Origin of the sequence: Paraglaciecola marina, assembly GCF_004360155.1 — a bacterium.
In the GTDB taxonomy this organism is placed as follows: Bacteria; Pseudomonadota; Gammaproteobacteria; order Enterobacterales; family Alteromonadaceae; genus Paraglaciecola; species Paraglaciecola marina.
The window spans coordinates 574,122-599,382 of sequence record NZ_SAIS01000001.1; the positions used below are offsets into that span (position 1 = coordinate 574,122).

Consider the following 25,261-nt stretch of genomic DNA (forward strand, 5'->3'; position numbering starts at 1 on the left):
AAAGGTTCTTGATAAGTTTTAAAACAGTAATTATAGGGATAGTAGATATAAAAATTATGAAGAAACATAGTCACTTAGCTATGAAAATACATACGTTTTAATTCTAACTTGTTCTGAATGAACTTAATCTAGATCTGTTTTTTTAGATTTATGTTTTGGGTTTTAACCTTGAATGATTTATCCTAAATACACTCGAATAAAATGGCTAGATACCATCATGTTCTCTTCTAAAACTAAGAAACTCTCTACAATTTCAGCTCCACACCTTGCTCACATTCCAAGCAAGTGTCGATGTGGGGGACAGCCCACTAAACCACTGAAAGTTGCAGAAGTCTCTGATAGATGGGTGATAAAATGTAGAGTTGATGCTTGTTATGCGTATAATATCGGACAAGGACTGAATGACACGATTGCTGGTTGGAACCACTTAAGTACTCACTTTTATCGTTAATAGGTAATTGTTTTTTAATACATAATAATAAGTATGGAGTTGTTCCTTGATTAAACTGCTATTAGTTGATGACCACGAGTTAGTGCGCACCGGTATCAGACGCATATTAGAAGATGTAAAAGATTTTGATGTCGTAGGTGAAGCCACTAACGGCGAAGACGCTGTAAAATTCTGCCGTCACAGTGCACCAGATTTAGTCTTAATGGACATGAGCATGCCCGGAATAGGCGGTCTGGAAGCCACCAAGCAAATTCTTCGTTTTTCAGAAAACACCCGAGTTATCGTTTTGTCCGTTCATAAAGAAAACCCTATTCCCGGAAAAGTCATGCAAATAGGGGCGTTTGGTTATCTAACCAAAGACTCTGAGCCTGATGAAATGATCAAAGCAATATATAAAGTATCGGCAGGGCAAAAGTATGTGTCTCCAGACATTGCACAACAAATAGCCCTTGGACAGCTTAACTTAAATGACGATAACCCATTCGAGCAACTTTCTGAGCGTGAACTAGAAATTGCCATGATGCTGACAAAAGGTGATAAAGTGCCCGATATTGCGGTTTATTTGAATATCAGTGCAAAAACCGTGAATACCTATCGATACCGTATGTTTGACAAGTTAAGTGTCAGCACAGATGTAGAACTTACCCACTTAGCCTTGCGCCATAAGTTAATAGCATCACAACACCTCTAGTTTTAAGCTACCATGAGTGAAAACCAAACCTTTGACTATCAAGGCTTTCTTAAAATCCTGACTAATCAGCCGGGCGTGTACCGAATGTATAATCAGAAAGAAGAAGTCATCTATGTGGGTAAAGCCAAAAACCTTAAAAAACGGGTATCCAGCTATTTTCGTAAAAATGTAGACAGCATTAAAACCCGTTCTCTGGTGAAGCAAATTTGTGAAATGGATGTCACAGTTGTTCATAGTGAAGCCGAAGCCTTTATTCTTGAAAATAATTACATAAAAAAATACAAACCAAGATACAACGTACTTTTACGTGACGATAAGTCTTATCCTTTTATCTTTTTGTCTGATCATACTCACCCAAGACTCAGTAACCACCGTGGCCCTAAAAAGTTAAAAGGTGAATACTTTGGGCCGTACCCCAGTGCATGGGCTGTCCGAGAAAGCCTACGCACCATGCAGCGCTTATTTCCAATTCGCCAATGTGAAGACAGCTACTACCGCGCTCGAACCCGCCCTTGTTTACAATACCAATTACAACGTTGCGCTGGCCCATGTGTTGAAGGACTCGTGTCTGACGAAGATTATTCTCAACAAGTACAACTGGCCCGCTTGTTTTTAAAAGGTAAAAACAAGCAGGTTATAGAGTCTTTGGTGCAACAAATGGAAAAGGCCAGTAACGAACTTAGGTTTGAAGTGGCGGCCCGTTACCGTGACCAAATTGGCGCGTTAACTAAAGTACAAGAACAACAAGGGGTAAGTGGCGACCAACAAGAAATGGACGTATTTGGGTTTGCCTATCGTAATGGTATTGCCAGTATTCAAGGCATGTTTATCCGCGACAATAAACTACTTGGCAGCAAAAGCTTTTACCCAAAGGTACCGGCAGACTCATCGGCCGAAGAAGTATTCGAATCTTTTGTTTTACAATTTTATTTAGCTGGTAACAAAGTGATACCTCAGCAAATTGTGATCCCCATTGAACTGAACGAACAAGTTGCTATAGAGAGTGTATTAAGTACAGAAGCAGGTCGAAAAATACAATTTTACAAAGGGGTACGAGACGAAAAACGCCGTTACTTAGACTTGGCCAATACCAACGCAGAAAACGCTCTAATATCGAAACAGAGTCATCAAAAATCTGTATTTGCCCGTTATGTTGAACTAGAAAAAATCCTAGAGTTTGAACAACCAATTCAAAGAATGGAATGTTTTGATATCAGTCACACATCAGGTCAACAAACTGTGGCATCTTGTGTGGTGTTTAATAGGGAAGGGCCCTATAAAACGGACTACCGAAAATTTAATATTGAAGGTATAACCCCAGGCGATGATTACGCTGCTATGGCTCAAGCGTTAGCAAGGCGCTATCGTGATGTAAAAGACCCTAATAAAATCCCCGATATTTTATTTATAGACGGCGGTAAAGGTCAACTAGCCCAAGCTGAATCATTTTTTGAAACTTGGACCCAAGAAAAAAAGCCAATGTTAATTGGTGTTGCCAAAGGCAGTAGCCGCAAAGCTGGCTTAGAAACGCTCATATTAGCAGGAAGTCATGCCACCATCCCCATGCCCGGTGACAGCATCGCCTTACATTTAATTCAACATATTCGCGATGAATCACACCGATTTGCCATTACTGGGCACAGAGCAAGACGTCAAAAAGACAAAACCACCTCTAAATTGCAATCTATCCCAGGAGTAGGGGCTAAAAGGCGTCAAAGTCTATTAAAGTACATGGGCGGCCTACACGGTGTATTACAAGCCAGCAAAGATGAAATATCTAAAGTACCCGGTATCAGTGCAGACCTAGCCGATATTATTTATGACCATATTCATAATTGAGCTTTGAAATATTGCCCGCATATGGGTTAATAGACCTTTCTTTAATCTAATAACTATAAACATAGGAAATACAGAGACGTTTCATGTGGACTATTCCTAATATCATCACCATTATCAGAGTACTGCTAATACCTGTTTTTGTTCTAGTGTACTTTCTAGATTGGAAGTGGGCTCATCAAGCAGGGGCATTTATATTCTGGTTTGCAGCCATCACAGATTGGTTTGACGGCTATCTAGCCCGTAAACTAAACCAAACCACTGCCTTTGGCGCATTTTTAGACCCAGTTGCAGATAAACTCATAGTCGCCGTCGCTTTACTACTTATTACTCATAGTTACGCCAATGTATGGATAACCATTCCTGCGGTGCTTTTAATGTCTAGAGAAATTTATATATCTGCACTGCGTGAATGGATGGGCCAAAAAGGTAAACGGGACTTAGTAAAAGTATCTTTTGCAGGCAAAGCCAAAACCATGGCACAAATGTTAGCCCTAATTGGATTACTCTCAGAAATGGAATATTTTATGGGAGTTCAAATTTATTGGGTTTCCCTTGGATATATTTTGTTGTATTTTTCGGCAGTGCTGTCTTTTTGGTCAATGCTGGTGTACACCAAAGCAGCATGGGACGATCAAAAAAACTCATGAATTTAGGGAAAATCCATAGGCTTTTGTGCAAAATTAGCGCGTTCAAGTCAAAAATTAGCCAGTCAGTTCAAAAAGTTACTTTTTGTTGTTGACTCCCTTGTCTTTGAATGTAGAATGCAGCCTCAGTTTTAGGGAGCCAAACGATTTAACAATCAGGCAACTGAAAAACAGAATAAAATGTAAAGTAAATTATGCGGGAATAGCTCAGTGGTAGAGCACAACCTTGCCAAGGTTGGGGTCGCGAGTTCGAATCTCGTTTCCCGCTCCAATTTCTTTCATTTTGAAGGTTTTACTTAAAGTAGAAGTTTTATTTTAAGATAAGATTCGGCGGAATGGCAGAATGGCTATGCAGCGGATTGCAAATCCGTGGATCTCGGTTCGACTCCGGGTTCCGCCTCCATAAACGCTTAAGCAATACCAGCTTACTTTTTCGAGTAAGTACCCCCGATGCCCGGGTGGTGAAATTGGTAGACACAAGGGATTTAAAATCCCTCGTTCGTAAGGACGTGCCGGTTCAAGTCCGGCCCCGGGCACCATTTAAAGTTATTGATTACTATTAGTAACTCAAGAAACTCCAAATAAAAAACACAAAATAAACTAAACAATTAGATCAATTGCTTTTCTATTTTCATCGTAACTTTTAAAGCACGATTAAGATCTTGCATGTCGCCCTTTAGAGCGTCACACCTCACATTAGGCCATTGTAATGTAGGTCGACATTTATGCCGTCAAATTTGCTTGAGGGGTCTTTATGACTTAGGGGGAGGGGGAAATGATTTCAAAATGCTCTCTACTAACTCATTAATCTTTGATTGCAGTTCTACGCTATTACCCGAGTCTATTTCAATCTCGTCTATACCACTCCAGATAACCCTGTCACCTTGCTGTATATCGATTCTTAGGCTTTGATAAATTGTCTCTTGTTTACCCAATGGTAGGCTTAAAATACTGCCTAATGAAATCCCACCTGAGCGGTTTCCAAAACCAGTCCCTAGTCCAATAGAGAAGCTAGTATTACTTGGCTCTGTAGAGGTAACTGCAAAATAACTCACAGCTATATCGCTTTGCGATGCCTCAGTCTTGTTTAGCCCTTTCGCGGTTAGGTTTTGCTCTATGCTCTTACTAAGTATAGTTGACCGCACTCGGTCTGGTGAGTCTACGGGCAAGTCTAGAGAAAAACTTTGTATATCCGAGAAACTAACAGCCTTATCGTAATCAATCTGCCTAGTAGTACTGCAGCCCCAACAAATTACAGATACCATTAACAATAAAAATGTGCGTTTCATCAAAGTTGAGTCCTGAGTAAATTGAGAATTTAATATAATGCGTACGCTTCAGTTACAAATAAAGAGTTCTAAATCCTTCATTAAGTTCACTCTTGTTTTTAAGCCTATCTACTAACTTATGCTAACGGGTCTAACCTTATGGTTTTCTGGTGATTGTTTAGCATCACATAGAACAGCCGGTTACTAATGCCGTAAATTTTACCTGTGAGCAGCTTTAGATAGATTTTGCTTTAAAGGCTTACAAAGCAGAACCAAAGTGACTAGTGCTAAGTAGACTATTGGTTTTGTTTCAATTGAGACTAGCTAGCTCACCGAGTGGCAAGTTTAAAATAACTGTGGTCATTAAGGGCTTTGCTTATCATCATAGCACCTTCAAGCAAACTCACGGTGGTGATGGCAGCTTGCTCTGGGTCTGACTCGCCATTAGCGATATGCGCTGCTGTTAACCAAGCCAAATTTTTACTAAAAAAGCGTTTAACTTCTGTTTGTACTTTTTCGGGTAAGCTTTCGTTTTGAGCCCCTAAAAGGCCACATAAACACATTTTATTGTCATTCAATAAGGCGTGTTTGAAAATCTGCGTATAGGTATCAATTGGGTTTTTATCTTGTGCTTTAATTTGGTCCACATCACCCAATGCAGCCATAAATGCATCTGTATATTGATGAGCTAATTCGGCACCTAAATCTGCTTTAGTAGGAAAGTGGTAATGAACACTGGCACTCTTAATACCTACTTCGTTTGCTAATTCTCTAAAGCTAAAGTTGCTGTATCCACCAGCTCGTACTTTATCTTCTGCAATTTTTAACAGTTCTTCCTTCTTGCTCATGATTACCCCTTACATCTGTGAATGTAATTATCTATTAGCGAATACTGCAATACAAGGGCTTTCATTGTCAGGCTATTCAGCCCTGTTTGGGTGTTAACATGAGATAAAACCACATTATTTTCACCTATAATCACATTGACTCGCACTAGACAGTTTGATCGTTTAGTTCGCTATTGGTCATCAAAAAAAGCATAGGTTCTGGTTTCTATACTCTGGCGCGGCGTACCATGGTCGTCTTGGCCTGATAATGGAAAAGCCGTATGCATAGCAAAGCCCGCTTTAGATTTATCTGTATCAAACCCTTTAATTAGCATGGCTTCGCTTGAGTCCATATGAGAGTAAAAATACCATTTTTGGTTAGGGTTTTGTTTCACTGCAAAAATCTCACCTCGGTGCTTTTCACCTGTATTCATGTCGTTAAAGGCAATATGAGCGGTGACAAGATCGTCTTCATCTAACGTCTTGTTGTCCATAAACGCTAATGGATCTTTTTGAACAACCCCCGCGATAGAGCGCCACACGTTAATTTGCACCATTCTTTTGCCTGCATACTTGCTCATTATGTCTGCGTCTAGTTCTGACTCAGCTCGAATAAACCCGGTTTCATAGGTGTAATCATTATGAATGTGGTACGCGGGGTGGCGGTTAGAGCCTTCAATACCGCGGCGTACAGTATGGTCAAATGCCACCACATGGCTTGCGCCAAGTTGCTTTTTAACTAAAGCTTCTACCTCTGCATAATATGAGGCCTTTACCGCTGCTGAGTCTAAATAATCTACTTTTCTCGGTGTAAAGCTTACTAACTCAAAGCCCTGTTTGTCGACACTAAATGACACATCAGGCAATGACCGAGCATCAATAATATCGGCATCTTCAAAGCCGTAATCATCGCTATATTCTTGTAGTTCGTTAAACCCCGAATAATTGATAACAGGCGTATTCGTCGATTCTTTTTTAATGAAGTTAAGGGTTGTTTTTTCTGTCTTGTATTGCATGACGATCTCTTACCTTTTTTAATTTTGAATTAGACTACCTATTGATAGGTATATTATTGTAGTGTGTAGGTTGCTGTCAATTATATTTTGTTTGAAAAATACTCATTAAATTTTTTCTGATGATTTTTGTATTTAAAATTCACTTTAAATCAATGACTTATGTTTTGATTTTAGTTGTGTTGTTAAAAATAAATTGACTACCAATTGGTAGGTAGGTATTGTTTGCTGCGTTCAAAACATGATGTGTTTGCAAGGTGATAAACGAACTACTTGCAAATATGCAGTCACAATCAAGCTTAAAATAAGAGGGTTTCAACATGATCGGATACACTACAATTGGTTCAAAAGACCTAGACAAAGCAGTAGCATTTTACGATGGGCTATTAGGGTTAGTTGACGGAAAAAGAGTAATGGAAATGGACCGTATTAAGTTTTACGGGACAGAAGCGGGTGGTGCCATGTTGGCAGTATGTACGCCGTACGACAACAATCCACAAACGGCGGGTAATGGTCAACAAGTTGCTATTCCGGGAGGCTCTATTGAAGGTGCTCAAGCACTTTATAATAAGGCGATTGAATTAGGTGCAACTGATGCCGGTGAGCCAGGGCAGCGTTTCGATTTCTTTTATGGTGGCTACGTTTATGATCTAGATGGAAACAAACTATGCTTTTTTCATATGACCTAATGTTATTAAGTCATACTGGTCAGGTCGGCTACATGCCGGCCTTCTTTGGATATGACTTTTATTTTCACCCATAGTCAGTGACATGACTTTGTTTCACATTATTAATGGCACAGTAGCCCTTAGCTTAATATAAATTGATAATACATAGCAGGATGAATTAAGAGGTAAATGATGAAAATAGCAGCAGATTTTAAACAAAGAGAGTTAGTACATTCTGAATCTTTACCTTGGCTTAAATCTCCTATGCAAGGAGTCGAAAGACGTTTGCTAGAGCGAGTGGGCGACGAGGTGGCCCGTGCCACAAGTATTGTAAAATATGCCCCTAAAAGTAGTTTTTCACCCCATGTACACACAGGTGGAGAAGAATTTATTGTACTAGAAGGCGTATTTCAAGATGAGCATGGTGACTTTCCTGCAGGCTCTTATGTACGTAACCCGCCGCAATCTAACCACCAACCCGGCTCAGATGAAGGCTGTATTATATTTGTAAAACTGTGGCAGTTTCAGCCTAACGACAGAACCCATATTAATATTCAGATGGATAATGCCGTGTCTCAGGCTGATGTAAACATGCCCGGTATATCGGTAGCACCATTATTTAAAGACGACTATGAAGAAGTCAGTGTGTTACACCTTGCTCCCAATACTGCTTATCAACAAAATGTGGTACATGGGGCAGAATTATTTGTACTCCAAGGAAGTGTGGTAGAAAATAACGACCTACTTAGAAAGCACAGTTGGTTACGTTTACCGGTAGCTTCAACTATCAATGCACAAGCAGGCTCAGAAGGTGCAAAAATTTGGATAAAAACAGGGCACCTGTCAGATGTAAATAATCAAATCGAGAGGCTGCAAACTGCTTAGCGTTTTATGATTAAAACTAATCAAAGCCCACCCAGTTTAAAGCCCTAAATGTACGTCACTTTTAATCCGAAAGTTGCATTATCTAAACAAAACCGCCACTAATATTTAGCGGCGGTTTTATGCTTTTTTAAAGGGCAAATAAGAAGGTTTTTGCTTACTTTGATTCAATAGGATAGGGGGGCTAGCTTATTGAATCTCTAATAGCTCTACTTCAAAAATTAATAAAGAGCCTGCTGTAATTTTACCTGTGGATCTATCGCCATAGCCCAAGTTTGCAGGAATAAAAAATTTGAATTTATCACCTACCACCATTAACTGAACGCCTTCAGTCCAACCAGTAATCACCTGATTTAACGCAAAGCTGATAGGCGAATCACGCTCTACCGAGCTATCGAATACTGTGCCATTTAACAAAGTACCGTGGTAATGCACTTTAACTTTAGAACGGGCGCTTGGATGAATCTTGCCATCCCCTTTGTTTAGTATTTCATACTGCAAGCCAGACGCGGTTTCTTGCACCCCAACAACGGTTTTGTTAATGCCTAAAAACTCTTTAGCCGCCGCTTTGTTTTCAATGGCTAATTTTTTATTAGCAGCGGTTCGGTTGAAGTAAATCACCGCAACGGCAATTACAATAATGATTAAGATAAATTTCATGAAAATTCCTATTAAAAATATGGTGACTAACTAAGTTTTTAAGTCTCAGATTTAACAAATTTGGTTTGGGCGTTAAAACGGATTGAGTTAGATATGACTCATGTGAAGATTATACACTATTTACTTATGATGCTTAAGCTTGCCTAAACTTAAGCTGGTTCTTTTCTTTATTAATGACAGGCTGTTGTTGGTTGTCTTCTTTACTTTAAGACGTTGATTTAAATTATGGTTTTTAAATTTTTTACAATGGATTTTGATAAGCGTTGATGCTTGGCAACAGATTTAGACCACTTATCCCCTAAGATAAGCGCCACACCAGTGGTAAGCCAAATACCGCTAGCTACAAAATTAGCGGTATTTGGTTGTCTAATAAACTCGATATTATCTGAGCTAATATTATCAGTGATGGAAAGCGTCAAGTAGTGAGTAGTCAAGATCTCCATCAATGTTTAGCCTGAGCCATTGTGACGCATCCTGTGTACTTTTAAATATTCCTCCAGGAACACCGAATACCTTCTCTACACTCATGCCTTTCATTCTATTAAAAGATGATTCTGGTGTGATATTAAGCATGGCCGTCACCCATTCTTTTATCGAATCACGAGCGCCACTATCGAGCCATTCTAAACTAAGTTTACCTATATCTGATGTATGCCTAATAGCGATATCATCATGAAATATACGCACGGCAATAAATTTTCTACGTTGTGTAAATAGCTCATTCCAAACATTTAATGCTTGTTTGTGTTCTTCAATATTGGGCTCTCCACTAAATTCGAAAACAATCAGTGGCCAATTGTCCATATTTATCGTGAACATAGATTGCTCCTAATACTTAAGCTCTACACCAAGTTGAAATGTTCGAGGTTGGAGTAATACTGCCGTATCAAAATCGCTATCGGTCAGTTCGCTATCGGCAGAGGCTGTGCCAGAATATTTAGCCACGGCTTTATCGGTATCAAATAGGTTTTTAACTACAGCAAAAACACGATATTTATCAGCTTGGTAGGATAACTGAGCATCTAAAACCACATAAGCGTCAGTTTCACCACCGGGGCGGTTATTGACATCTGTATAGTAACTATTTGAATAGCGCGTATTTAAGCTCGTTTGCCAATTGTTTTTTTGCCATGAAAAACCTAGTCTGGCGGTAAAGTTTGGAGCAGTGAGGAGTTCATTTCCTTCAACACCAGAGTCTGGGTAGTCGGTAATTTCACTATCGAGTAACGCGATATTCCCCCACAGATTGAAGCTATTTGTAATTAGTGCGGTTATGCCTAATTCTAATCCCGAGGTGTTAACTTTATCGGCATTGCGTACCACAAAGGCCTCATCACTAGAATCATCTGGGGTGAGATCAAATGGTAATTGCATGTCTGTATATTGGGAGAAAAATAGGTTTTGGGTAGTCTGAATATGTCCGTCTAAATATTCTTGGCGGCCATAAAAATCGAATGTCCAAACAGATTCATCATCAAAAGAATAATTAACAATAGGGAACGCAAAGGTCACTCCTCCGCCACCTGCATTGTAACCTTTTGAAATTTGTAGCCCCCAGTTAATGTTTTCACTTGCTTGCCAGTTTACCCCTAACTTAGGTAGCAGTGCATAGTAGGTTTCATCTGAGTATATATCCACTAATGATCCGGTGACATCGCCGCCTTCGCGCTTTCTATCTTCCTGTTCGTAACGCAGCCCCAAAGACAACTCAATTGTAGGTGACAGTGAAACAACACTTTCGGCATAGGCGGCTAAGGTATCGGTTTCATCATCAAAGTTTTGCGCATCAATAAATTCAATGAACTCGTCTTGCCTAGCTTGGTAGTAATAAAGCCCCATAACGCTTGCCATACCTTCATTTTCATAATGCAACTGAGGTTCAATGACGTACTCAGTGGTGTCTATGGTGGCATTGCTTGTGTCTGGCGCGGCAGTGCGGGTAAACTCAAAATCAGTTACTGAAGTATTAATAGCGAAGTTCCACTTGTCATTTAGTGCCAAGTCATATTCAAGGGCGAAACTTGTCGTTTCGGGCTTGTGCTGTGGCTGTTCAGGGAAATTTGAACGGCGTTCATTAAAAGGTCGCACAATTATTTCACTATTCGGCCCTTGATATGATGTGTGGGCGAGGCTGAACATTAGTTTAGAGTCACGCTCTGTATCAGGTAAATACAGCAATTTTCCCCGTAAAGACTTGCCTTTAATTTCGCCCGGGTTCTCAACACCAACATAGGAGTCATAACTAATAGAAGACTCTTTTTCAAACCAGTCTGCGGATACACGTAAAGCAAGGCGATCCTCACTAATGGGGATATTAATCATGCCTGATAGCTGTTTAGCGTTAAAGTTACCCAAAGCTACACGAGCTTTACCTGCAGACTCAAAAACTGGGTCATGGGTATTTATAACAACAGTACCTGCTATTGCATTGCGTCCTACTAAGGTACTTTGAGGCCCACGTAATACTTCGACTTGTTCAACGTCAAATAAGCCTAAGTCACCGAACACCACCTCATTGTAACTAGCGGGTCTGCCATCCACCTGCCAACTCAACCTTGGTCGGCTACCAGCAAAAAATGCGTTGGCGTTCTCGGCTGGCCCTGTACCATCCACGCCGCGAACAGTTGGGCCTTTACCCGTTCCTGTCACCAGAGATATATTACCGACTGAATCAAGCACATCCCGTAACGTAAGCAAACCCGCGTTATTTTTTAAGGCGTTTTGGTCAAACAGCTCAACACTGCTACCGCTTTTTAACACAGAACGTTCGATTAGCTCTGCGGTGATGACGATTGTTTCAATTGGCTCTTTATCTATATTCGGGGTTTCTTGAGCCGACAAGTATGGCGTCATTAACATGGGGATTGCACATAATGCGGCCTGACGTTTTTTTACATAAAACATTGAGTGTTTCCATTGATTGCTATTGATAACTATTCGCATTAAGATAATGTATCGAAACCCTTCGTGCCACTCCGCTTAGGCATAATTGCTCCAATTGCGGGAAAACTTAAGATCATGACGTATTAGGTATGTAACTTGAAAACAAAGAACTGGCAGCAAGAGTTACAGAGTTTTAATTCACGCTTACAAGCCATTGGTGTAATACCTTCTATCGCCATTTCTGCACCCAAAGGACTGGGTTTGTTGGCCCATGCCGATTTTGCAGCGACAGAAGGCGTGTATGAACCGGCTAATTTCTTAATGATAAACCTGTGTACTGCACATGTTGGAAGAATGAAACGCTCGGGAGAAGGGCCTAGCTTGGAAGGGGTGATACGACCTGGTACGACTTTTATCGCACTCCCCAATACTGCGGCTCATGGTTATTGGTCACGGACACAACAACTGGGGATTGCCATCAATCTCGACTCCTTGACAGAGCCATATAGTGAACGATTCACTTCGGATACATTATTACCAGCAGCTTCACAACTACACAATGATCCATTGTTAACTTCGGTTATGACAGCAATGTTACGCGATGCAGAAGTGAACGGGGTATCTCAAGCCTTTTTTGAGCAAGGTATATATTTGTTACTCAATCACTTAGCTGAGCCTTGTCAACCTAACCTTAAGAAAAACCTTACTTATCCATTGAAAGGGCCGCGTTTACAGCAAGTACTCGACTTGATAGAAAGCCGCCTTAGCGATGATATTAGCGTGTCAGAGCTTGCAGAATTAGCAAGACAGGACGTCCGCAGTTTCACTCGTTCATTTAGCGCTGCTACGGGGTTCGCACCTTATGCTTATTTCACTTACAGACGAATGGAATTTGCCAAGGGTTTATTATCTCATTCGCCTTTTTCTATCACTGATATAGCCCAAACAGTGGGGTACGCTAACCCGAGTAAATTTTCAGCTGCATTTCGTCGAACCTATAACCTTACACCCAGCCAGTGGCGCAAGGATCAAAGAGGATAAACTAGGAAGGGGGAAAAAGAACTACGAGTAAAAGTGGTCGTAGTTAATTTAAGTGAATTCAAGAGTTGAATGACCAAAATACGTTTTAGAGTTAGGGTCATCGAAGCCTAGATTACATGGTTCAAATCTAATTATCCCTTCACCTCTATCACTTCAAGTTGGATATTACAAAGCAGCGCTTATCCGATAGCAATGCATTAACAGCTCAGCCAAGCTGGTTGTTTTAAGTCAATACTCAACCGAGTAAACCATTACATACCATAAACAAAGGGTTGGCCTTTTTCAGCCATTGCTTTGTGAATGGGTTTTAGTGCATGTGTGTAGGATGCGAGTAATTCCATGGTGTATGTTGTGCGGTGGTGCATGGCTTCATCCATGCAATTATGGTCGTCACTCAAAATTGAGCCTATATTGCGAAAAATCAAGTGATCGGGTAACAAGCATACATGATTGTTTTTACTGGCTGTCATGCGTAATTCACTTATTGGGTAAACGCCATTCACGCTTGCAGATACGCTAACTAACAATGCAGGTTTATGTGCCAGCTCATTTGCGGTGGTTAACAGTAAAAAGTTTTTAAGTATTGGCGTGGCCATACCGTGCCATTCGGGTGTAATAAAAATAAAGGCATCTGAATTTACAAGTTGTTCAGCGACTTGCCTCCAAGGTTGCCACTCATCTGTAGCATTCCATACCCCTTCATTCCAAAAGGGCAGGTTAAGCTCACATAAATCCATTATATTTATGTGTTCATAGTTCGCGTTTCCTACTTTTTTTAAGTAGTGCGCGACGTTTAAGCTTTGTGATTTTGGACGTTGACTGCCAGATATTATTGTAAGTTTCATAGACGCCTCCTAGGGCGGTAAATTGATATTGATAACTCGGATGGGGTTAACATTTTTGTTTAGAAGACGGTTGGATTGGCGTTACCATAATGATTGCTATGAATAGTCCAAGCACACCTAGCCATTGGGTAAGAGTTAAGGTTTCACCTAAGAATAGGTACCCAAGTAATACGGCTGATAGGCTACTTAAAAAGCCTAAAATTGAAACTGTTAGGGTTGGGAGCTTAGCTATTCCATTAAACCAAATTGCATAAGCAAACATTGCTCCCACTATAGATAAATAGCTATAGCCTATAACATTATTCAGGCTTAATTGTTTAGGCATGTCTTCAAGTAATAGGGCGACAGGTAATAACATTAACCCCCCTAACAGTAATTGCCATCCGGTGAAATTTAACAATGTCATGTTTTTAGGTCGCCCCCATTGTTTGGTTTTAACCACCCCGAGTGACATACTTATTGCGCCGAGTATTCCCATTACTACACCATCAACACTCAATGTAACGTGATAATTAAATAGCAATAACAACATGCTCCCCATTGCAAATACGCTGGCGATTAACTGCTGTATGTGTAATTTTTCCTTCAGTAATAAATAACTGAGCCCCATTACAATAATTGGGGCAATAGACATGACTAAAGCTGCCATTCCCCCTGGTAGGTGTGTTGCGGCATAAAATAAACAGTAAAAGAAAAACCCGATATTAAGGAAGGCGAGTATGAACATTCGGCCCCACCAATCTTTAGGTGGTGAGGCTTTTGTGATTAACAATAACGCTATTCCTGCGGGTAACGCTCTTAAAGTAGATGCGGTAAGCGGTGTGTCTAGTGGCAGCAGTTCACTTGTCACAATGTAGGTACTACCCCAAACAATGGGGGCTATTGCGGTTAATCCTATTGTTACGACTGCATGTGATTTTTTCACAATATTTACCTTTAGAATACGTTTTTGTATTTTATCTTTTTGAAAAGATACTTTTTGTAGAGTATTGTCAATTTACTTTTAAATCAAGTATCTTTTGTAAAAGTTACTTTTGGGGTGTGTATGAACGACTCGGTAGATTTGATTTTACAACAATGGAAAAACACTAAGCCTGAACTGAATTGCTCTGCTATGGGAATAGTTGGGCGTTTATTCAGAATTGAATCGAGTTGGAAAAAACAACTCGAAACGGTATTTAAACAACACAAGCTAAGTGGTATTGAGTTCGACATACTCGCTACCTTGTACCGTAGTCAAATACCTCTTACACCTACTGAGCTTTATCAAACATTGATGTTATCTTCTGGTGCTATGAGTACGCGCATAGAGGCATTGGTTCAACGCCAGTTGATAGAAAGAATTTCAAGTGTTAAAGACCGCCGTAGTTGTAAAATCACCCTGACTGAAGAAGGTAAAACCATTATTGATACAGCCGTAACCGCACATGTGGCCAACATGGAAGTGCTGCTTAAGCCCCTTAAGCAAATGGAAAGAATTCAACTCACCTCATTGTTAAAAAAGATAGTGCTTGCAGATAAACTATAATTAAACATGTAGAGGCGAACGTTTTTAATGACAATATAAAAGTTGTCGAAACTAAAAGTAGTATTTGGTAGGGGTAACATCCCACATAACTCGCTTCTATTAGTTCTCTATTATCAACGACTTTATTCGTATGCCTTCCCCGATTACCGTATGATTGCCCCATAACGAGTAGATTCATTTTGTAAGGTAAATTCCGTGAAAATTAACACCAAAATATACAGGGCCGTTTATGGTCTGTCTGAAAAAATTATGGCCGCGGCTGATAGAGATAATCAGAAAGAGTTTGATAGGTATTTTGCTGAGCTTAAGGCCATTTGTGTAGATAACGAGAATACCCCTACAGATCATCCCGAGCAGTGGGAAACATTGGCAGATTTTACCGATGACCTAGCCGAGGCTGTAATCGGATATCAAAAAGCGTTAGCAAAGGCTGAGGCGATTAATTCGAAAGATCATATGTCGTCTATTGGGTATTCAATGGCTAGGTTGCAAGTTGAGTTGGGTGATACCAGCGCGGCCATTCAAAGCCTTGAAGCTGCAAAAGTCAGCGCTAATAAAATAGAAGATAACGAGCTCAAAACCGAAATACAGCAACTGCTTGAATCATTGGGTTAAGTGTAATCTTAAGCATTACTGTCAACTTTACCCAAACGCAACCGCTAGCCAATCATCTAACATCTCATAGGGTACACACAGGCATTATGGCCAGAAAAATATTATCGTTAAACTTGAAAAGAAAAAAAGTCAGTGAGTCTACTGACAGCCAAGTTAACAAAGCTGAAGTTAAACCATCGCCTGCAAAGAAACCTGTTGAAGACTCCCAATATCGATTTTTAAATGGCACGGCGGTTAATCCTTATGAATGTATTCAACTGGCATTAGCCTCAGATGAGCCGACTATACGGGCCATGGATATGTTCACGCCAATTGGCAAGGGGCAACGTGGCTTGATTGTTGCGCCGCCTGGGTGTGGCAAAACCACCCTGTTAAAACATATATGCCAAGCTGTAGGGGCGGGTCACCCCGAGATAAAGCTATATGCGTTACTGATTGATGAGCGCCCAGAAGAGGTAACTGATTTTACGCGCAGTGTGCCTGCTACGGTACATGCCTCATCTACCGATGAAAGTTATGCCCACCACTTACAAGTTGCTAATAACTTACTGAATATCGCCCGTAAAGAGGCCGGAGAGGGTCATGATGTGATGATAGTGATTGACTCATTAACCAGACTCACCCGGGTACATAATGCCAAGCAAAAAAGCAGTGGTCGTACTATGTCGGGTGGCCTAGACGCAAAAGCGATGGAAATGCCACGCAAATTATTTGGCTCAGCCAGAAAAGTAGAAGACAGCGGCTCGCTTACTATTTTAGCTACGGTACTTGCCGATACCGGTAGCCGTATGGACCAAGTAATATTTGAAGAGTTTAAAGGCACAGGCAACATGGAGGTTGTATTATCCCGCGAGGCGTCACAGCAGCGAGTTTTCCCCGCACTAGATATCGCAAAAAGCAGTACACGCCGAGAAGAGCTGCTGTTAGACCATAAAACTCTGCCCAACATAAGAGCGCTACGTAGAGGATTAACTAGCCTTAAACCTGTTGATGGAGCCAGAAAACTGGTTGAATTACTTGATAGTTATCCAACCAATACCGAGCTGTTAAACCGCTAACCTGAAAAGCGCCTTGCTGGAGTGGTTTTTATAGATAGACAAGTGCACTTTTGTAAGTGCACTGCCAAAGCCATTCGTTATTACGTGCCATTACGTTTTAATCTTGCTAATTCGCTTATTTTATTTTTTCTTTACATGTTTAAAACACCTAATGATTCCCCATTTCTTTTAATATTTGTAACCCGCAAACCAAACTAGGTTAATATTGCCTTAGCAAGTTTTATTGAGATTATATAGTGCATTTATTAGAAGTAGAGTGTTTAGGTAAACCCCTTAAGTTAGAGGGTTCGATGGCGGGTTGGCAACAGCTTTTTTGGGGTGAACAGTGCGTGTCGCAAATTGATACGAGTGCCGCTACAAGTAATAATGACGACCTAGAGGGAACACCTTTTTCCCATCAATTTACATTACAAAGCGAGCAGGGTGATATCCAGGTTGAGTTGAGTGGTGTACTTAACTGGCAGCCTTTTAAGTTGCAATTTACCTTGGTGGTAAATGACCAGCAAATAGAAGAAGGAACCCTTACCGAAAAAGACATAGAGCAAAGGCAGGTTACCCAAGGTAAAAAACAGCCAATGAAGTTTAGCTTTATTGGGATGGCGAGCTTGGGGTTAAAGCTGCTAAAAAGTGCCAAGGTGATTAAGGTGTTATTCGCTGCTGGTAGCTTAGCGGCTTATAGTTGGTTGTTTTCTATTGAGTTTGCCATTGCCCTTATCCTTTGTTTGGTGTTTCACGAATACGGACATATCAAGGCAATGAAATACTTTGGCTTAAAAACCAAAGGCATTTACCTCATCCCTTTTGTGGGTGGCTTGGCCTTAAGCGACAGCAAAATAAATACCCGTTGGCAAGATATCGTGATTTCAATCATGGGGCCGTTTTTTGGCCTGATATTGTCTATGGCATGTTTATTGGCATATTGGATCACCGATATAGAAATACTTGCGGGCTTAGCGGTATTTAACGCCTTACTCAATTTATTCAATATGTTGCCTGTATTGCCCCTAGACGGTGGCCATGTATTAAAAAGCATCGCGTTTTCGGTCAACTCATGGGTGGGCATTATTGCCTGTATATTGGGCGCGGTATTAGGTGTGTTTGTTAGTTACTATTTTGGTTTGGCTTTACTAGGTTTTTTGCTCGCCATAGGTAGCCTAGAGATATTTTTTGAATATAAACGCAGGCATTTAAGTGAACTGTTGCCATTAAATCGTTATGCACAGTTTGTTTCTGTAGCTTGGTACGTGGTTACAATAGGTGGCCTAAGCGCGATTATTTGGTTAGTTGGGCAAACCGGTAATGACGCCTTGTCTTTACCTTTGAAAATATTGGGTAGTTAGGTTTATTAGCCTTAACTAGTCAGTTAAACGCTAATAATTTACCGGTTAGTTCTAAACCAAAATCTGGTTTTAAACGTATTACTAAAAGCAGCCTAGTGCTGCTTTTTTATTTTCTAACGTTTAAACACCACACCGGATACCAAGATACAAGCATGAGCACAGCCGCCCAAACACCAACAAACGTGGCCATTTGGTGGGTTAAAAGAGACCTTAGACTTTTCGATAACGAAGCGTTAACTCAAGCCTTGGCCCATAGCAAGATTGTTATTCCGGTATTTTTACAAGAGCCATTACTACTAAACGGGCCAGACTGGGGAGCGTTTCATGCCCATGCCTTACAAACTGGGGCTAATGCTCTAAGCCAAAACCTCAATCACTTTGGAAGTGGCCTGTTAGTCTTTAAGCTGTCGCCAATAGAAGCAGTGCAATATATTAACGCCGCCATCAGCGAGCTTGGTTTTGTAGTAAACCAAGTTTACTCCCATGAAGAAACGGGATTAACCCATACGTTTGAGCGTGATAAAGCCTTTAAGCTTTGGTGCGATAACAATCATATAAAATGGCATGAATACACCAACAATGGTGTGGTTCGTGGCCCTATGAACCGAGATTACTGGGACAAACACTTTAAAGGCCACATATTCAAACCTCTACTTAAAATACCCAAAGACACCTTACTTGCTAGTTTCCCTGATGTGCTTAAACACGCTTTTTTCAAGCATTTACACCCCAACCACCCAGCCTTAAAACTTAACTCCTTTGCCGCCGAATACTCATCTGTAAGCGAAAGGTATGCTAGGTCTACACTCAAAGACTTTTTATGGGTACGCGGTAAAAAATATCGGGGCGGAATAAGCAGTATGAACAAAGCCCCCAGCGCCTGTTCAAGGGTGTCGACTCAGCTAGCGTGGGGCGCGTTATCGCTAAGGGCCGTATTTCAAGAATGCGATATTAGGTTACAACATTTAATTGAAGCCCAGCGCGCTACACCAGAACTTAATCATAAACAATGGATATCGAGCTTAAGAAATTTCACCTCGCGGCTTTTTTGGCATGCTCACTTTGTACAAAAGCTAGAGAACGAAGTCGAAATGGAAGTGCAAGCGGTTAACCCAGCCTTCAGAACCGGTTTGCCCTATACCACCAAACAAGATGACGAAACCGAGTACACCAAACGGCTTCAAGCATGGTTATATGGCGAAACTGGGTTTCCGGCCATTGACGCTGCTATGCGCTATTACCAAAAATATGGATGGTTGAATTTTAGATCCAGAGCCATGATCACCAGCTTTGCATGTAATGCCCTAAGGCTACCATGGCAAACAGTTATGTATGAGTTGTCTAAACTAATGGTTGACTACGTGCCCGGTATACATGTGTCGCAAATTCAAATGCAGGCGGGTATTACAGGCATTAATTCAATTAGAATATATTCCCCGCAAAAACAGCTAACCGATCATGACCCTCAATGCCACTTTGTGCGCAGCATGATACCCGAGCTACGCCCTCTGAAAACTGCACAAATCATGGCTCTCAATCACGAAAACGTGGCACCTCAATATACAAAGCCAATAATTGATTTTAAGCAAGAGTCGAAAATAATGAAAGACGCTCTTTATGGAATATCTAAATCTGTAAGGGGGAGAGAAAACGCCAAACAAGTATTTAAAAAACACGGTTCTCGTAAACGCACCGGTACCAAGAGCAAACCTAAGCAAAAAGCCGGCGAACCAAACACACCGCAGTTAAAATTGTTTTGAAGGGCTTACTCTTTACTCACCCAAGATTTCGATTATTTCTGTAAGTTTCTTTTTCTTGGCGATTTCTATTGGGGTGAGTCGTGGTGGCACATAGTCTTTGGTTTTGAAGTTTGCCTCGTAACGCCATTTCAGTTTTGAGGGCTCGCTAATGGTTGTGCGGTCAGCGCCCAGTGCTAGTAATTGCGATACCAGCTGTGGTTGATTAGCTTCAACGGCAGCATGGAGTAGTTGCTGGCCATTTCGGTCAAAGGCTGTAAGAGTTTGTTTGACTCTGTCTGCTGCCATTAATAAATTCAACTCACTGGCAAACCAATTCAAGTATTCGTAATTGGATGTGTACAGGGCAAGTTGTGGCGCGCTGGTGCCATCTTTAGCCTTGGCGTGTAAATCAGCGCCAAGAGTAATAGCGGCTTTTACCGTGTCTAAATTATGGCTTTTTATGGCAAAAAACAGTGGACTATAACCTTGTTGGGTTTGCTGATTAATCTTGGCACCTTGGTTAACAAGGTATTTTAGGTTTTCGGTGTTACCGATATTAGCGGCAAACATTAAGGGGGTTTGTCCGTGCTTATTTTGGGCGCTGATGTTAGCACCTAGGTTAGCCATTGTTGCAAGGTCGATACTTGAGGCTGAGCCTGCGCACAATTGAAAGGCACTGGTGCCGTCCTCTATGGTTGAATTTGGATTAGCGCCTTTGTTTAACAGGGCGTTGATGATGGCAGAGTTGCCGTATCTGCACGCTTGGATGATGGGGGTAAAGCGATTGCTATTTGTAACCTCTACCGCTGCGCCTTTTTGTAATAGCAGTTCTACTAATTGTGGCTCTTGGGTTTCTACGGCCCAGGCTAGTAGGCTTGAGTTGTCTGGCAATAATCGATTGATATCTATCTGAGTGCTTAAGGTGTCTACCTTGGCGATATCTAAATTTAAGATGGCCTGTTTGGTATCAAGCAATAGCTGGTTATGTTCTTTATTGCTCAGTTTTGCCACAGTAATGCTTTGGTTTGATTCACTATTACAGCTCATTAGTTGGCTAAGCGCTAAGGTAATAACACACACTTTTAGCGTGGCATATAGAAGGCTGCTCTTGTTGTTTTTGTATGGCAATGGTTTGAATGTCATAGGTTAACTCTTAGGTTATTAGGCCGGCAAGGGGTTCGGAACTATCACCAAAGCTTTGAGCCGGTACGCCCATTTGCTGTAAAACCGAAAGTAGTAGGTTGCACATAGGCGTATGTTTTTTGTTCGCTATGTGGCGGTTACCTTCTAATCCGCCTCCTGCAAGAATAATGGGTAAATCCATGTGGTCATGGTAGTTAGACTCTCCGATACAGGCACCGCGGATCACAAAGGTATTTTCGAGTAAATTGGAATCGCCGTCGGGAATACTGGCCATTTTTTCAAGGTAATCAGCAAACAATTGCATGTGATAGGTATTTACCCTAACTAGCTTGTCTATGTTGTCGGGGATATTTGCGTGATGACTTAAAGCGTGGTGGCCGTCTGGGATACCAAGGTTATTGTAAGCATGATTACTTAGCTCTCGCCCTAACATAAAGGTACTCACTCGGGTCATATCGGTTTGTAGCGCTAGCATTTGCAGGTCTAACATGATTTTGACATGTTCTTCGTAGTCACTAGGGATGTTTGCGGGCACGGTAAAACCTTCTAGATTCATTTCTATTGTGGTTTCTCGGGCTTTGGTGATGCGTCGCTCTACGTCACGGATAGATTCAAGATATTGCGCCATTTTGTGACGGTCATTCATGCCAAGGTTTTGGTTTAAACGTTTAGCTTCTCCGTTTATAAAATCAAGAATACTACTTTTTTGTGCCAATCTTTTTTGACGGGTGGCTTCGTCAATTTGATTGCCATCTCCGAATAGGTGTTCAAACACGTCGCTTGGGGTAACCATTGCAGGTAAGGCTTGGGTTGGGCTGCGCCAAGAGATGGTATTGGTGTAGGTGCAGCTGTAGTTGATATCACAACTGCCTAGTAAGCTGGGTGGCTCTATGCCCAATTCAAGTGAGGCTAATTGGGTATCTTTAGCAAAATATTGTGCCGCGACTTGATCAGCTGATATACCACAGTATATGTCTGCGCCTTCGGTGGCTTTAGCATGGGCACCCGTTAAAAACGCTGGGCAACTGCGCCCATGGCCAGCTGATGGATCGCCAAAGGCACTGGCTTGATAATGCCCTAACCCTGACACTAGCGTGTATTTTTCTCGCATTTTTTCAAGGGGTTGTAGGATAGGCGTGGCTTGGTAGTTTTTACCCGCTGTGGTTGGTGTGTAACGCTGCATCCGCATACCGTTGGGTGAGTAAAATACCGTCATTCGCTTGGGGCGTTGTTCAAAGGATTTAGCCATAGCCGTTGGCAAGAGTGACTCCATTACTGGAAGGGCAACTGCGGCACCTAGGCCTTTTAACAACACGCGCCGAGATGGCCCACTGTGTTCGCTGCTATTGGTACTGCTACTAAAGTGCTTTAGCGATCTGTTGGTTTTCATTGTTAGCCTCTGGAGCTTTTTTATAGTTAAACGGAGTACTGCTAACAACCGCTTCGATAATAGAGTGGATTCGGTAATCTTTGGTGCTTGCTTGTGTGGCAATGTTTCTAATGATTGGCTGGTCGTAGGGTTCTAAGCCTCTGCCAAGTGCATAGGTGAGTAGTCGGTCGGTAAAGGCTTGGGTAAAACGTTCTCTGCGGTCCCACAACACAGACTGTAAGCCATCTAAGCCTTCAAACTTGCTGCCATCTGGCATTTGTGCGGTAACATCAATCTCTTGGTCAGCGTAGCGTGTTCTAAAGGCACCAACCGCATCGTATTTTTCTAGGGCTAAGCCTAGGGGGTCCATACGTACATGGCATGACGCACATACTGGGTCAGCCCTGTGTTTAGCAAGTTGCTCTCTTGCAGACAAGGCGATGCCATCATGCTCAGCGATTAATGCAGGTACGTCTGGCGGCGGGGGAGGAGGGCTGGCAGCGAGCAGGTTATCTAAGATCCATTTACCCCGTTTCACAGGAGAGGTGTGATTTGGGTTTGAGGTTAAGGTTAAAATACTGGCATGTCCTAATAAACCACCGCGGTTAGGATAGTGATTGAGCGATACTTTTCTAAATGCTGTGCCTTTAACGCCAGTAATTCCGTAATGCTTGGCTAGCTGCTCATTTAGGTAGCTGTAGTCTGCATTTAAAAAATCAAAAATGGGCTGGTTGTCTTTTAATATACGGGTGAAAAACAATTCGGTTTCCCGCTGTACAGATTGCCTTAATGGCACATTAAATTGCGGAAATTCAAATACATCAGGAAAGTGGTGGGGCAGGTTACGTAAGTACAGCCATTGTCCTGCGAAATTATCAGTAAGTGCCTGGGCTTTACTAGACTGCACCATGCGCTTGATTTGTTGGCTTAAAACCTCTGGCTCTCGCAGTGTCCCCTTTGCGGCTAAAATACTTAATTCTTTATCGGGTAGGCTGCTCCATAAAAACAAAGCCAGTCGGCTAGCAAATTCATAGTCGTTGATCTTATAAACAGTGCCCGGTGTCGTATTGGTTGGAGTGGGTTCTTGAACATATAAAAAGCTGGGAGCAACGAGTAAGGCTTGTATTGTATTGGCTATGCTTGCTTTAAAGTTTAAGTCTGCTCTGGCTTGTTTAAAAACCTGAAGCAAAGGCTGAATATCTGCGTTTGTGGAGGGGCGGCGGTATGCTTGGGTGGCTAGGTTTTCAATAATGTTGGTTGCGCAGTCTAGCTCTTGTTCAGATATTGGCTCTGGGTTTGTAGTAACAGTGTTGGGGGTGCAGATAAATATCTTACGGGTGCTTGCTGTCTCGCTATTTTTACTGGTTTTATTGTTTGCTTGGTGTTTTAGGACTGTTTCGAGGGGGCCAATCACTTCTATTTCGAGTACATCTCGCAAAAAAGCAGCTTGAGAAAAGCGCGGGAACATATAATAAGAGGGCACCTTTTTAGAATACACAGGTGCGCCATCAAGGATAAAGTCTAGGTCGAGAAGGCTTGGGTCTCTGTCTGGCAGCACTACGTAACTTGTGCCTTCACGCACAGTTGGGACATGTTCGCTCAAAGCTAATCGTTTCCTAAAACTCAATCCTATAGTGTGATTACCGGCTACTAAATTGAGTTTGTAGCTATGACGGTGAATATCCATGCGGTCTACTTCATTGGTAGTATTGGCATTAATAAATCCTGCAATTTCATAAACACCTGTTATTGGGGCATAAAACTCAAAACTGCCTCCTCCACGGGAGTCCAACGGCAATTGATCGCTCATTCGCAGGTCAAATGAAGGGATACCGCTATTCTTTTTAGAGCCATCTTTGGGTACTAGATAATTTTGTTTACTAGGGGTTGTGCCTGCTAGGCCAGTGGCAAGCTTGCTGAGTTTACCGGCTACGGATAAATACCGTTCTAGTAGTGTGGTTGATACGCCTAATACATCAGCATTATTGTCAAAGCCATAGCCCGAGTTGTCACCGGGAAGAGATTGGCTAATATCAATATCTAGTGCCAGCAAATCTCTTACTGAATTAGCGTATTCGCTGCGGTTTAAGCGGCGAATGGTGGCACGGCCAGGATTAGGATTAAGTTCACTGTAGTTATCTAAAGAAGTCTGTAGCCAAGTTAAAAATGAGGATTTTTGCTCAGGGGTAAGAGGCTCTTTGTCAGCTGGTGGCATGTCACCCATGGTTACAGATTTAAGCATGGCCTCCCATAGTCTTTGGTTGTTGCCAAGTGATACATCGCTAACGTCAACATCTTCTACAGACCAGTTACCATCAAAAATATAGTCATTGTGGCAATTTTCGCAGCGGTCATTAATTAATTCGGCTGCTTGATGCTTTAAAAAATCTAAATCTATTGTTTTTGAAAAAGAACTAGGGGTATATCCCAATAGGATCGAGCAAATCAACATAAACGAACCGGCACCTTTATTTAAGGTGAGGCTTTTTGGGAGCATATCAAAGGCCATTTGCACTCTCTTTGAGCAATTGCGGGTATTTAAAACACGACTAATGTACAAGTGCTGTAATTCAGCAACTACTGTGCCATAAGTAGTCTAAGTGGTCAGGAAAATAATTTACCGTAACTTATTGCTATAGTTGGCTTTTTATAGATTTGGAGTGATTACTTTTGGTGTGTCTTGCTTGTTTGACTTAGGTGAACGGGGCCTAGTAAATATGTTTTTGGATGCTTTACCTGACCTAGATCAATAGTGTC

General features: G+C 41.6%; 22 protein-coding genes and 3 tRNA genes. 14 read left to right on the forward strand and 11 right to left on the reverse strand.

Annotation, left to right across the window (positions count from 1 at the left end):
- The first annotated feature begins 497 nt into the window (after positions 1–497).
- From uvrY to EOK74_RS08670, 6 genes are all read left to right on the forward strand, one after another.
- Positions 498–1,142, forward strand: a complete 645-nt coding sequence (uvrY, locus tag EOK74_RS08645; protein ID WP_133469574.1) for a UvrY/SirA/GacA family response regulator transcription factor — start codon at positions 498–500, stop codon at positions 1,140–1,142.
- 12 nt (positions 1,143–1,154) lie between these two features.
- A complete protein-coding gene (gene uvrC / locus EOK74_RS08650; protein WP_133469575.1) occupies positions 1,155–2,981 on the forward strand; it encodes an excinuclease ABC subunit UvrC in 1,827 nt (608 codons plus the stop codon).
- Between the two features lie 83 nt (positions 2,982–3,064).
- The gene (gene pgsA / locus EOK74_RS08655) at positions 3,065–3,628 is read left to right on the forward strand and encodes a CDP-diacylglycerol--glycerol-3-phosphate 3-phosphatidyltransferase (protein ID WP_133469576.1); all 564 of its coding nucleotides are present in this window, start codon (positions 3,065–3,067) and stop codon (positions 3,626–3,628) included.
- Positions 3,629–3,821: 193 nt separating this feature from the next.
- Positions 3,822–3,896, forward strand: a tRNA-Gly gene (locus EOK74_RS08660).
- A gap of 58 nt (positions 3,897–3,954) precedes the next feature.
- A tRNA-Cys gene (locus EOK74_RS08665) sits at positions 3,955–4,028 on the forward strand.
- Between the two features lie 49 nt (positions 4,029–4,077).
- A tRNA-Leu gene (locus EOK74_RS08670) sits at positions 4,078–4,164 on the forward strand.
- A gap of 213 nt (positions 4,165–4,377) precedes the next feature.
- Here EOK74_RS08670 and EOK74_RS08675 read toward each other — a convergent pair.
- From EOK74_RS08675 to EOK74_RS08685, 3 genes are all read right to left on the reverse strand, one after another.
- Positions 4,378–4,914, reverse strand: a complete 537-nt coding sequence (locus EOK74_RS08675; protein ID WP_133469577.1) for a DUF4136 domain-containing protein — start codon at positions 4,912–4,914, stop codon at positions 4,378–4,380.
- A 308-nt stretch (positions 4,915–5,222) separates the two neighbouring features.
- Positions 5,223–5,741, reverse strand: a complete 519-nt coding sequence (locus tag EOK74_RS08680; RefSeq protein WP_133469578.1) for a TetR/AcrR family transcriptional regulator — start codon at positions 5,739–5,741, stop codon at positions 5,223–5,225.
- A 170-nt stretch (positions 5,742–5,911) separates the two neighbouring features.
- A complete protein-coding gene (locus tag EOK74_RS08685) occupies positions 5,912–6,736 on the reverse strand; it encodes a CmcJ/NvfI family oxidoreductase (RefSeq protein WP_133469579.1) in 825 nt (274 codons plus the stop codon).
- A gap of 317 nt (positions 6,737–7,053) precedes the next feature.
- On the opposite strand from EOK74_RS08685, the gene EOK74_RS08690 reads away from it, so the two are divergent.
- Both EOK74_RS08690 and EOK74_RS08695 read left to right on the forward strand, forming a co-directional pair.
- Positions 7,054–7,422: a VOC family protein gene (locus EOK74_RS08690; protein ID WP_133469580.1), complete on the forward strand. Its 369-nt coding sequence runs from the start codon at positions 7,054–7,056 to the stop codon at positions 7,420–7,422.
- Positions 7,423–7,593: 171 nt separating this feature from the next.
- Complete coding sequence (locus EOK74_RS08695) at positions 7,594–8,286, forward strand: cupin domain-containing protein (protein WP_133469732.1); 693 nt, start codon at positions 7,594–7,596, stop codon at positions 8,284–8,286.
- A gap of 186 nt (positions 8,287–8,472) precedes the next feature.
- Here EOK74_RS08695 and EOK74_RS08700 read toward each other — a convergent pair whose 3' ends face one another.
- The 3 genes from EOK74_RS08700 to EOK74_RS08715 form a co-directional block, all read right to left on the reverse strand.
- Positions 8,473–8,943 carry a BamJ family beta-barrel-assembly machinery protein gene (locus tag EOK74_RS08700; RefSeq protein WP_133469581.1) on the reverse strand — a complete coding sequence of 157 codons (471 nt, stop codon included), beginning with the start codon at positions 8,941–8,943 and terminating at the stop codon, positions 8,473–8,475.
- A gap of 399 nt (positions 8,944–9,342) precedes the next feature.
- Entirely contained in the window at positions 9,343–9,762 is a 420-nt protein-coding gene (locus tag EOK74_RS08710) for a hypothetical protein (RefSeq protein WP_133469583.1), read from the reverse strand.
- A 9-nt stretch (positions 9,763–9,771) separates the two neighbouring features.
- A complete protein-coding gene (locus tag EOK74_RS08715; RefSeq protein WP_239024054.1) occupies positions 9,772–11,847 on the reverse strand; it encodes a TonB-dependent receptor in 2,076 nt (691 codons plus the stop codon).
- 135 nt (positions 11,848–11,982) lie between these two features.
- On the opposite strand from EOK74_RS08715, the gene EOK74_RS08720 reads away from it, so the two are divergent.
- Positions 11,983–12,867, forward strand: coding sequence for a helix-turn-helix domain-containing protein (locus EOK74_RS08720; protein WP_133469584.1), 885 nt, complete (start codon positions 11,983–11,985; stop codon positions 12,865–12,867).
- A gap of 251 nt (positions 12,868–13,118) precedes the next feature.
- Here the strand turns inward: EOK74_RS08720 and EOK74_RS08725 are convergent, their stop codons facing one another.
- On the reverse strand, positions 13,119–13,712 hold the full coding sequence (locus EOK74_RS08725) for an NADPH-dependent FMN reductase (RefSeq protein WP_133469585.1): 594 nt from the start codon (positions 13,710–13,712) through the stop codon (positions 13,119–13,121).
- A gap of 46 nt (positions 13,713–13,758) precedes the next feature.
- Positions 13,759–14,637, reverse strand: coding sequence for an EamA family transporter (locus EOK74_RS08730; RefSeq protein WP_133469586.1), 879 nt, complete (start codon positions 14,635–14,637; stop codon positions 13,759–13,761).
- Positions 14,638–14,757: 120 nt separating this feature from the next.
- Between EOK74_RS08730 and EOK74_RS08735 the strand changes: the two genes are divergently transcribed.
- From EOK74_RS08735 to EOK74_RS08755, 5 genes are all read left to right on the forward strand, one after another.
- Positions 14,758–15,240, forward strand: coding sequence for a MarR family winged helix-turn-helix transcriptional regulator (locus EOK74_RS08735; protein WP_133469587.1), 483 nt, complete (start codon positions 14,758–14,760; stop codon positions 15,238–15,240).
- A 249-nt stretch (positions 15,241–15,489) separates the two neighbouring features.
- A complete protein-coding gene (locus EOK74_RS08740; RefSeq protein ID WP_133469734.1) occupies positions 15,490–15,855 on the forward strand; it encodes a tetratricopeptide repeat protein in 366 nt (121 codons plus the stop codon).
- A gap of 86 nt (positions 15,856–15,941) precedes the next feature.
- Complete coding sequence (gene rho, locus EOK74_RS08745) at positions 15,942–16,913, forward strand: transcription termination factor Rho (protein WP_133469588.1); 972 nt, start codon at positions 15,942–15,944, stop codon at positions 16,911–16,913.
- Positions 16,914–17,149: 236 nt separating this feature from the next.
- The gene (locus EOK74_RS08750; protein WP_133469589.1) at positions 17,150–18,253 is read left to right on the forward strand and encodes a metalloprotease; all 1,104 of its coding nucleotides are present in this window, start codon (positions 17,150–17,152) and stop codon (positions 18,251–18,253) included.
- 152 nt (positions 18,254–18,405) lie between these two features.
- The gene (locus EOK74_RS08755; RefSeq protein ID WP_133469590.1) at positions 18,406–20,013 is read left to right on the forward strand and encodes an FAD-binding domain-containing protein; all 1,608 of its coding nucleotides are present in this window, start codon (positions 18,406–18,408) and stop codon (positions 20,011–20,013) included.
- Between the two features lie 12 nt (positions 20,014–20,025).
- On the opposite strand, the gene EOK74_RS08760 is transcribed toward EOK74_RS08755, so the two are convergent.
- The 3 genes from EOK74_RS08760 to EOK74_RS08770 are packed head-to-tail and all read right to left on the reverse strand — an operon-like array spanning position 20,026 to position 25,013.
- Entirely contained in the window at positions 20,026–21,135 is a 1,110-nt protein-coding gene (locus EOK74_RS08760) for an ankyrin repeat domain-containing protein (RefSeq protein ID WP_133469591.1), read from the reverse strand.
- A gap of 10 nt (positions 21,136–21,145) precedes the next feature.
- The gene (locus tag EOK74_RS08765) at positions 21,146–22,525 is read right to left on the reverse strand and encodes a DUF1552 domain-containing protein (RefSeq protein ID WP_133469592.1); all 1,380 of its coding nucleotides are present in this window, start codon (positions 22,523–22,525) and stop codon (positions 21,146–21,148) included.
- On the reverse strand, positions 22,494–25,013 hold the full coding sequence (locus EOK74_RS08770; protein ID WP_133469593.1) for a DUF1592 domain-containing protein: 2,520 nt from the start codon (positions 25,011–25,013) through the stop codon (positions 22,494–22,496). Before EOK74_RS08770 ends, EOK74_RS08765 begins: the two co-directional genes overlap by 32 nt.
- Positions 25,014–25,261 lie beyond the last annotated feature (248 nt).